The sequence below is a fragment of the Streptomyces sp. NPDC053755 genome, assembly GCF_040677675.1.
In the GTDB taxonomy this organism is placed as follows: domain Bacteria; phylum Actinomycetota; class Actinomycetes; order Streptomycetales; family Streptomycetaceae; genus Streptomyces.
In genome coordinates this window covers 101,668-108,907 of the sequence record NZ_JBFASK010000023.1, presented here as the reverse complement: position 1 = coordinate 108,907, position 7,240 = coordinate 101,668, and the positions used below count along the sequence as shown (strand labels likewise).

Genomic DNA, 7,240 nt, shown 5'->3' with positions numbered 1-7,240 from the left:
CGTCCCTCGCGGCCTGTGCGCGTTCTCCCTCCCGACGGCCGCGCGCCCCTCCGGCTCGGCTCTCGTCCGCCCCGGGCTCGGCTCGCCTCCGGGGCGCTTCGTGCGTCCGTCGACGGTCGATCGTGCTCGCCCGCTCGTCCCTCGCGGCCTGTGCGCGTTCTCCCTCCCGACGGCCGCGCGCCCCTCCGGCTCGGCTCCCCGGAGGAGAGCCGAGCCTCGAAAAGGGTCAGACGTCGCCGTCGGCGGTGCGCTCCGCCAGCTTCACCAGGGTGCGGACGGCCGATCCCGTGCCGCCCTTCGGGGTGTAGCCGTACGGCGCCCCCTCGTGGAAGGCCGGGCCCGCGATGTCGAGGTGGGCCCACGTGATGCCCTCGCCGACGAACTCCTTCAGGAAGAGACCGGCGACCAGGCCGCCGCCCATCCGCTCGCCCATGTTCGCCATGTCGGCCGTCGGGGAGTCCATGCCCTTGCGCAGGTCCGCCGGGAGCGGCATCGGCCAGGACTGCTCGCCGACCTCTCCGGCGATCTCGTGGATCGCGGTGCGGTAGTCGTCGTCGTTGGCCATGATGCCGAAGGTGCGGTTGCCGAGAGCCAGGACCATCGCCCCGGTCAGGGTCGCCACGTCGACGATCGCGTCCGGGTTCTCCTCCGACGCCTTCGTCAGGGCGTCCGCCAGGACGAGCCGGCCCTCGGCGTCCGTGTTGAGGACCTCGACGGTCTTGCCGCTGTACATCCGCAGCACGTCGCCGGGGCGGGTGGCCGAGCCCGACGGCATGTTCTCCGCGAGCGCCAGCCAGCCGGTGACGTTGACGGCCAGGCCGATCCGGGCGGCGGCGACGACCGCGGCGAACACGGCGGCGGCGCCGCTCATGTCGCACTTCATCGTCTCGTTGTGCCCGGCCGGCTTCAGCGAGATGCCGCCCGAGTCGTAGGTGATGCCCTTGCCGACCAGGGCGAGGGTCCGCTCCGCGTCCGGGTGCGTGTAGGCGATGCGGACCAGCCGCGGCGGGTTCTGCGAACCGGCGCCGACGCCCAGGATGCCGCCGTAGCCGCCCTTGGCCAGGGCCTTCTCGTCGAGGACCTGGACCTTGAGGCCGTGCTCCTTGCCCGCGGCCTGCGCCGTGGCGGCGAAGGCGGCCGGGGTCAGGTCGTTCGGCGGCATGTTGATCAGGTCGCGGGCGCGGTTGATCTCCTCGGTCAGCGCCAGCGCGCGCTCCGCGGCGGCCTTGAAGGCCTTGTCGCGCGGCTTGCCGCCGAGCAGGACGATCTCGGCCGGCGGCAGCTTCGCGTCCTTGCCCCTGTCCTGGTAGGCGGTGAAGGCGTACGCGCCGAGCAGCGCGCCCTCCGCGATCGCCTCCGCGTCCCCGGGGGCGGTGACCGGCAGCGCGAACGCGGCCTTCTTGGCCCCGGTCAGCGTGCGGGCTGCGGTGCCGGCGGCGCGGCGCAGCGCCTCGGCGTCGAAGGCCGCGCCGTCCTCGGGCGCGGCCCCCAGGCCGACGGCCAGGACGACGGGGGTCTTGAGACCGGCGGGGGCGGGCAGCTTGATCGCCTCACCCTCGGCACCCGAGGCGCCCAAAGTCTCCAGGACGGCTGCGAGCCGGCCGTCGAACGCCTTGTCCACGGCCTCGGCGCCCGGAGCGACGACGAGGGCCTTGCCCGACGTGGCGACGCCGACGACGAGCGCGTCGGCACGCAGCGTCGCCGCACCGGCGGTGCTGAGAGTGAGAGCAGTCACGGTGGTGAAATCTCGCTTCCATTGAGTCCTGTGGCGGTCGAGGGATGGGCCGACCGTGCCCGCCGCATCGTATTTCGGCCCAGACGGCGCCGTGAACGAGCCTACGCTCGCCGTCCGTGTTCGCTCACGGCGACGGTGATTCACTCATCCGTGGTGTCTCTTTCACGTTTACCGCGCAGGCTCGGAGAGCTCGTCCACACTCGCCTCATTCACGCAAGCGCGGCCACCGCGTCTTCGCATCATCTCCACAGGTCCCCCGTGTGCGGGCGGCCTGCCGAGGGGGGACACCACTCGATGGAATCCGACCGAATCCGCACGCCCGGACCCGCCCGCTCCGGCCGCCGGGGCCGTACGGCAGGAGCCCTGCTGGCCGCCGCCCTGCTCGCCACGGTCATCCCGTCGGCCGGTGCGAGCGCCGCCGTACCCGTCCCGCGGATCGACCTCACCGTCCTGGTCCTCGACGACGGCGGCAGCGCCGTGGAGGCCATCACCTCCGAGCTGCGCTCCACCGGCGTGCCCTACCGCACGGTCGACCTGAACGACTCCGGCCGCCCGGTCATCACGCCCGGCTTCCTCAGCGACCCCTCCGACAGCGCGACCGGCCGCCCCCGCGCCAAGTACCAGGGCGTGGTCGTCCCCCACGAGTCCGCCTTCGGCCCGGACTCCGCCGAGCAGGCGGCGCTCCTCGCGTACGAGCGGACCTTCGGCATCCCGCAGGTCGACGCCTACACCTGGGCCCACCCCGGCGTCGGCCTCGACTACACCAACGACCACGGCTTCTCCGGCCCCCTCGACGGAGCCACCGCCTCCGTCACCGCCGCCGGCAAGGCGGGGCCCTTCCGGCACCTCGACGGGCCGCTGACCTTCGAGGACAACGACCCCGCCGTCTCCGAGAGTCACGGCTACGCCGGCCGTCCCCGCGAGGGCTACACCAGCTACCTCGACATCCCCGTCGAGGACGGCGGCCGGGCCAGCCTGATCGGCGAATACGCCCACGACGGCCGCCGCGAACTGGTCGTCACCTTCGCCTACAACCAGTACCAGCGGCAGTTCCGCGCGCTCGCCCGCGGCATCGTCGAATGGCTCACCCAGGGCGTCCACCTCGGCCGGAGCCGCAACTACCTCTCCGTCCACGTCGACGACGTTTTCGCCCCCGACGCCCGCTGGGACACCGTCCGCAACTGCACCCCGGGCGACTTCGACTGCGTCGGCGGCGACGGCGAGGGCGTCAACCCGGTCCGGATGACCGCCGACGACGCCCGCCACGCCGCCGCCTGGCAGAAGTCCGCCGGCTTCACCCTCGACATGGTCTACAACGGCGGCCAGGGCGAACAGTGGAAGGCCGAGCACGCGGGCAGCGACCCGCTCGCCGCCCAACTGATCGCCGACCGCGCCCAGTACCGCTGGGTGAACCACACCTACACCCATCCCTTCCTCGGCTGCGTCCAGGACACCACCACCGTCCCCTGGCAGTGCGCCAGGAACACCGCCGGAGCCACCCTGTGGACGAGCCGCAGCGAGATCTCCGGGCAGATCCGGAACAACCACAACTGGGCCGTGGGCAAGGGCATCTCCGTCGACCGCACCGAACTCGTCACCGGTGAGCACTCCGGCCTCAAGACCCTGCCGCAGCAGAACACCGACAACCCCAACCTCGCCGGCGCGCTCGCCGACAACGGGGTGAAGTGGCTGGCGAGCGACAACTCCCGCGAACCCGCACAGCGCGCCGTCGGCACCGCCAGGACCGTCCCGCGCCACCCCATGAACGTGTACTACAACGTGGGCACGGCCGCCGAGATGGCCGACGAGTACAACTGGATCTACACCTCGCGAGCCGACGGCGGCAGCGGCGTCTGCGAGACCGACCCGGCCTCCACCTGCCTGCCCGCACCGCTCGACACCGCCACCGGGTACGCCTCCCACATCGTCCCGCAGGAGGCCCGCATCGCGCTCTCCCACGTGGTGGCGAACGACCCGCGCCCGCACTACGTCCACCAGTCCAACCTCGCCGAGGAGCGGCTGCTCTACCCCGTCCTCGACAAGGTCCTCGCCGACTACCGCGCCCTCTTCACGGAGAGCACCCCTCTGGTGAACCCGCGCCAGCGCGACGTCGGCACCGAGCTGAGCCGCCGGGCCGCCTGGGACCAGGCCCTCGCCGCCGGAAGGGTCACCGCCTACCGCGTCGGCGCCACCGTCACGGTCAAGGCCCCCGCCGGAGTGGACGCCCCGATCACCGCCCCCGAGGGCACCCGCAAGCGGCTCCCCCTCGGCACCGCCGCCTTCGGCGCGCCCTACGCCGGCACACGCTCGGCCTGGACCGCGCCCGAGCCGCTCCAGACCGCGATCACCCTCACGCTCCCGTCCGCCTGACCAGCACGTCGTGGGGGGAACGCACATGCCGAGCAGTGGCCGTCACGTCACCATGCTCACCGAGGGCACCTATCCGCACGTCCACGGGGGCGTGAGCACCTGGTGCGACCAGCTCGTCCGGGGCATGCCCGAGGTCGACTTCGCCGTCCTCGCGCTCACCGGCAGCGGCCGCGAACCGGTCACCTGGGAGCTGCCGCCCAACCTCTACCGTCACACGTCGTTCCCCCTCTGGGGAGCCTCCCCGGGGCCGGCGCGCGGCCGGCCCCCGCGGGGGAGGGAGGGCCGCCGCTTCCTGCAGACGTACGAACGCTTCCTGCTGTCGGTCCTGGACCCGGACGCCGGTTGCGACTTCGGCGAGGGCCTCTACGCCCTAGCCGCACTCGCCCGGAGCGGACGGCTCACCGCAGCCCTGCGCTCCGAGCGGGTGCTCCGCACCCTGATGCGGATCTGGACCATGCCGCACCTGCCCACCGCCGCGGCCCGCCCCACCGTCCACGACGCGCTGACCGCCACCGACCTGCTGGAGCACGCGCTCCGGCCGCTCGCCGGCCGGATAGCCGACGGCAGCGTCGCGCACGCCGTCTCCAGCGGACTGGCCACGCTGCCGGCGCTCGCCGCCCAGCACTTCGAAGGAGTGCCCTTCCTGCTCACCGAACACGGCATCTATCTGCGTGAGCGCTACCTCGGCTACCGCACCGAGGCCCAACGCTGGCCGGTCAAGGCCCTCATGCTCGGCTTCTACCGCGAACTCAACTCGCTCGGCTACCGCAAGGCCGACCTCATCACCCCGTGCAACCAGTACAACCGGCGGTGGGAGGAGCGCGGCGGCGCCCCCTCCGACCGCATCCGGACCGTCTACAACGGCGTCGATCCGGCCGCCTTCCCGTACGCCGGCCCCGAACCCGAGGTGCCCACGCTCAGCTGGGCCGGCCGGGTCGACCCCATCAAGGACCTGGAGACGCTGATCCGGGCGTACGCCATCGTCCGCGCCGAACTCCCCGAACTCAGGCTGCGGTTGTTCGGGCCGGTCCCGGCCGGCGGTGAGGACTACCGGACCCGCCTGGAGAAGCTCGCCGCCGAACTGGGCGTGACCGACGGCGTCACCTTCGAGGGCCGGGTCTCCGACGTGGCCGGCGCGTACGCGGCGGGCAGCGTCGTGATGCTCTCCTCGATCAGCGAGGGGTTCCCCTTCTCCCTGATCGAGGCCATGTCGTGCGGCCGGGCGACGGTGTCGACGGACGTGGGCGGGGTGCGGGAGGCGGTCGGCGACACCGGAGTCGTCGTCCCCCCGCGCGAGCCCGCGGTGATGGCCGCGGCCGTCACCGAACTGCTGCGCGACGGGGAGCGACGGGCCGAACTGGGGCGCAGGGCACGGCAGCGGGTCGTGGACCGGTTCACCCTGCACCGCTCGGTCGACGGCTTCCGGCAGATCTACCGCGAACTGGCCGGACAGCCCGTCACCCCGCTCCCGGACCCGGAGGACTGGACCGTCCGCCTCACCGACCCCTGGCGCCAGGACCTCGTCGGGGGAGGCTCGCTGTCATGAGCGGCTCCCTGTGGCTGACGAACGGCACCATGCGGGACGCCCTGCCGGTGATACCGCGTCAGCGGCCGTACGGCTCCCCGGCCACGGACGAACCCGCCTCGGACGGCGTCGATCCGAGGCCCGGCGGGCAGCCCGCCGCGGACGGCGCGGCCCCTGTCCCCGGCGGCACCGGCCGGGGCGCGTCCGGCCGCGTGGCCGCGGATCCCGTCGACGAACTCGCCCTGCGCCTCGACGCGCTGGCGGCAGCGGCCGTCCACCCCGACGAGATAGCCGCGATCCTGGAGTCCGACGGCATGACGGACGACCACATCCGCCTCACCTACGGACGCGCCGACTCCTTCTCCCTCGCCGAGGACCTCTACGCCCGCGTCGAACGGCGCCACAGCGCCCCCGAGGCGCCGCCCACCGGGCCCTGGCACACCGGTCTCGCCGGCTGCCTCCTGCGCGGGCTCGTCTTCGCCCTGCCCGGGCTCGCCTACGTCCTCGGGGCGCCGCTCCTGGCCGGGCCGCGCGGCCCCCACGGCCTGCCTGCCGGAACGATCCCCCTGCTCGCGGGTGCCGTCACCGGATGGGTGTGGAACCAGGCCCTCGCGCACCGCGCGTACTCCTGGCTGGGGCTCGGCGACCGGCGGGCCGCCGTGCGCGCGCTGCTCCTCGGCGCCCCGGCGGGCGCCCTCGCCGGAGCGGTCGTCGCCTGCGCGGCCGCCGGGCCGGGGGAGTGGCACGCCGCGGCCTTCGCCGCGGGCCAGGCGCTCTACCTGGCCGCCGCGACCGTCCTGCTCGTCCTCGGCCGCGAACGCGCCCTGCTGTGCGCGCTGCTGCCGCTGCTGGGCGCCGTACCCGCGTTCTGGTACGACCTGCCGGGCGTCCTGCGGGCCGCCCTGCTGCTGGTCTCACTCGCGGCGAGCGTGACCTTCGCCGCGATCGTCCTCCGGCCGGGGGCCCGCCCCGGCGCCGGCGGCAGCGGGGGCCCTCCGCTCGCCGCCTCCCTCCCGTACGGCCTGTTCGGCCTCGGCACCGGACTGCTCGTCCTGTGCACGGCGGACCCGGCCGCCGTCGTCGCCCTGACCCTGTCCATGGGGCCGGCGGAGTGGCTGCTGCACCGCTTCCGCAGCGGCAGCCTGGCGCGGCTGCGGATCCTCACCACCGCCCGGCAGTTCCGCCGGGCCACGACCGGGATCCTCGCCCGCTCCCTCGGCGGCTACCTCGCCGTCCTCCTCGCCCTGACCGTCACGGGCACCCTGCTCTGGCCCGACGCCCCCCGCCCGACCGCCGCCCGGCTCCTCGCGCTCCTCCTCGTCGGCGTCGTCCTCTGGCTGGGACTGCTCCTCCAGGCCTTCGGCGCCGTCCGCGGCGCGGCCGCCGTGTGCCTGCTCGCCGCGACCGCGCAGATCCTGGCACCACCCGGGGCCCGCCCGGCGATCGCCGCGGGAGCGGCGGCGGTCCTCGCGGTCCTCAGCTGTGCTCTCCTGATACGACCGACCGCCCACCGCGCCTAGGGCGACACACGCCCTAGGCGGAAGGCTGTCCCGTCATCCAGGGCGGGCGCACGACGACAGCTGCGGCCGCCCCCGATGCGGCCGACCGAC

Annotated in this window: 4 protein-coding genes; 3 read left to right on the top strand and 1 reads right to left on the bottom strand. The window is 74.1% G+C overall.

Annotation, left to right across the window (positions count from 1 at the left end):
* Positions 1 to 226: 226 nt before the first annotated feature.
* Positions 227 to 1,735, bottom strand: coding sequence for a leucyl aminopeptidase (locus tag AB0K65_RS22180; protein WP_365719060.1), 1,509 nt, complete (start codon positions 1,733 to 1,735; stop codon positions 227 to 229).
* 294 nt (positions 1,736 to 2,029) lie between these two features.
* Here AB0K65_RS22180 and AB0K65_RS22175 point away from each other — a divergent pair, with 294 nt between their 5' ends.
* From AB0K65_RS22175 to AB0K65_RS22165, 3 genes are read left to right on the top strand one after another with little or no spacing between them, the layout of a single operon-like run.
* The gene (locus tag AB0K65_RS22175) at positions 2,030 to 4,105 is read left to right on the top strand and encodes a hypothetical protein (RefSeq protein WP_365719058.1); all 2,076 of its coding nucleotides are present in this window, start codon (positions 2,030 to 2,032) and stop codon (positions 4,103 to 4,105) included.
* Between the two features lie 25 nt (positions 4,106 to 4,130).
* Entirely contained in the window at positions 4,131 to 5,651 is a 1,521-nt protein-coding gene (gene pelF / locus AB0K65_RS22170) for a GT4 family glycosyltransferase PelF (protein ID WP_365719056.1), read from the top strand.
* Positions 5,648 to 7,150 (top strand): hypothetical protein, encoded by a 1,503-nt coding sequence (locus AB0K65_RS22165; protein ID WP_365719053.1) that lies wholly within the window; start codon positions 5,648 to 5,650, stop codon positions 7,148 to 7,150. The genes pelF and AB0K65_RS22165 overlap by 4 nt, the downstream gene beginning before the upstream one ends.
* Positions 7,151 to 7,240 lie beyond the last annotated feature (90 nt).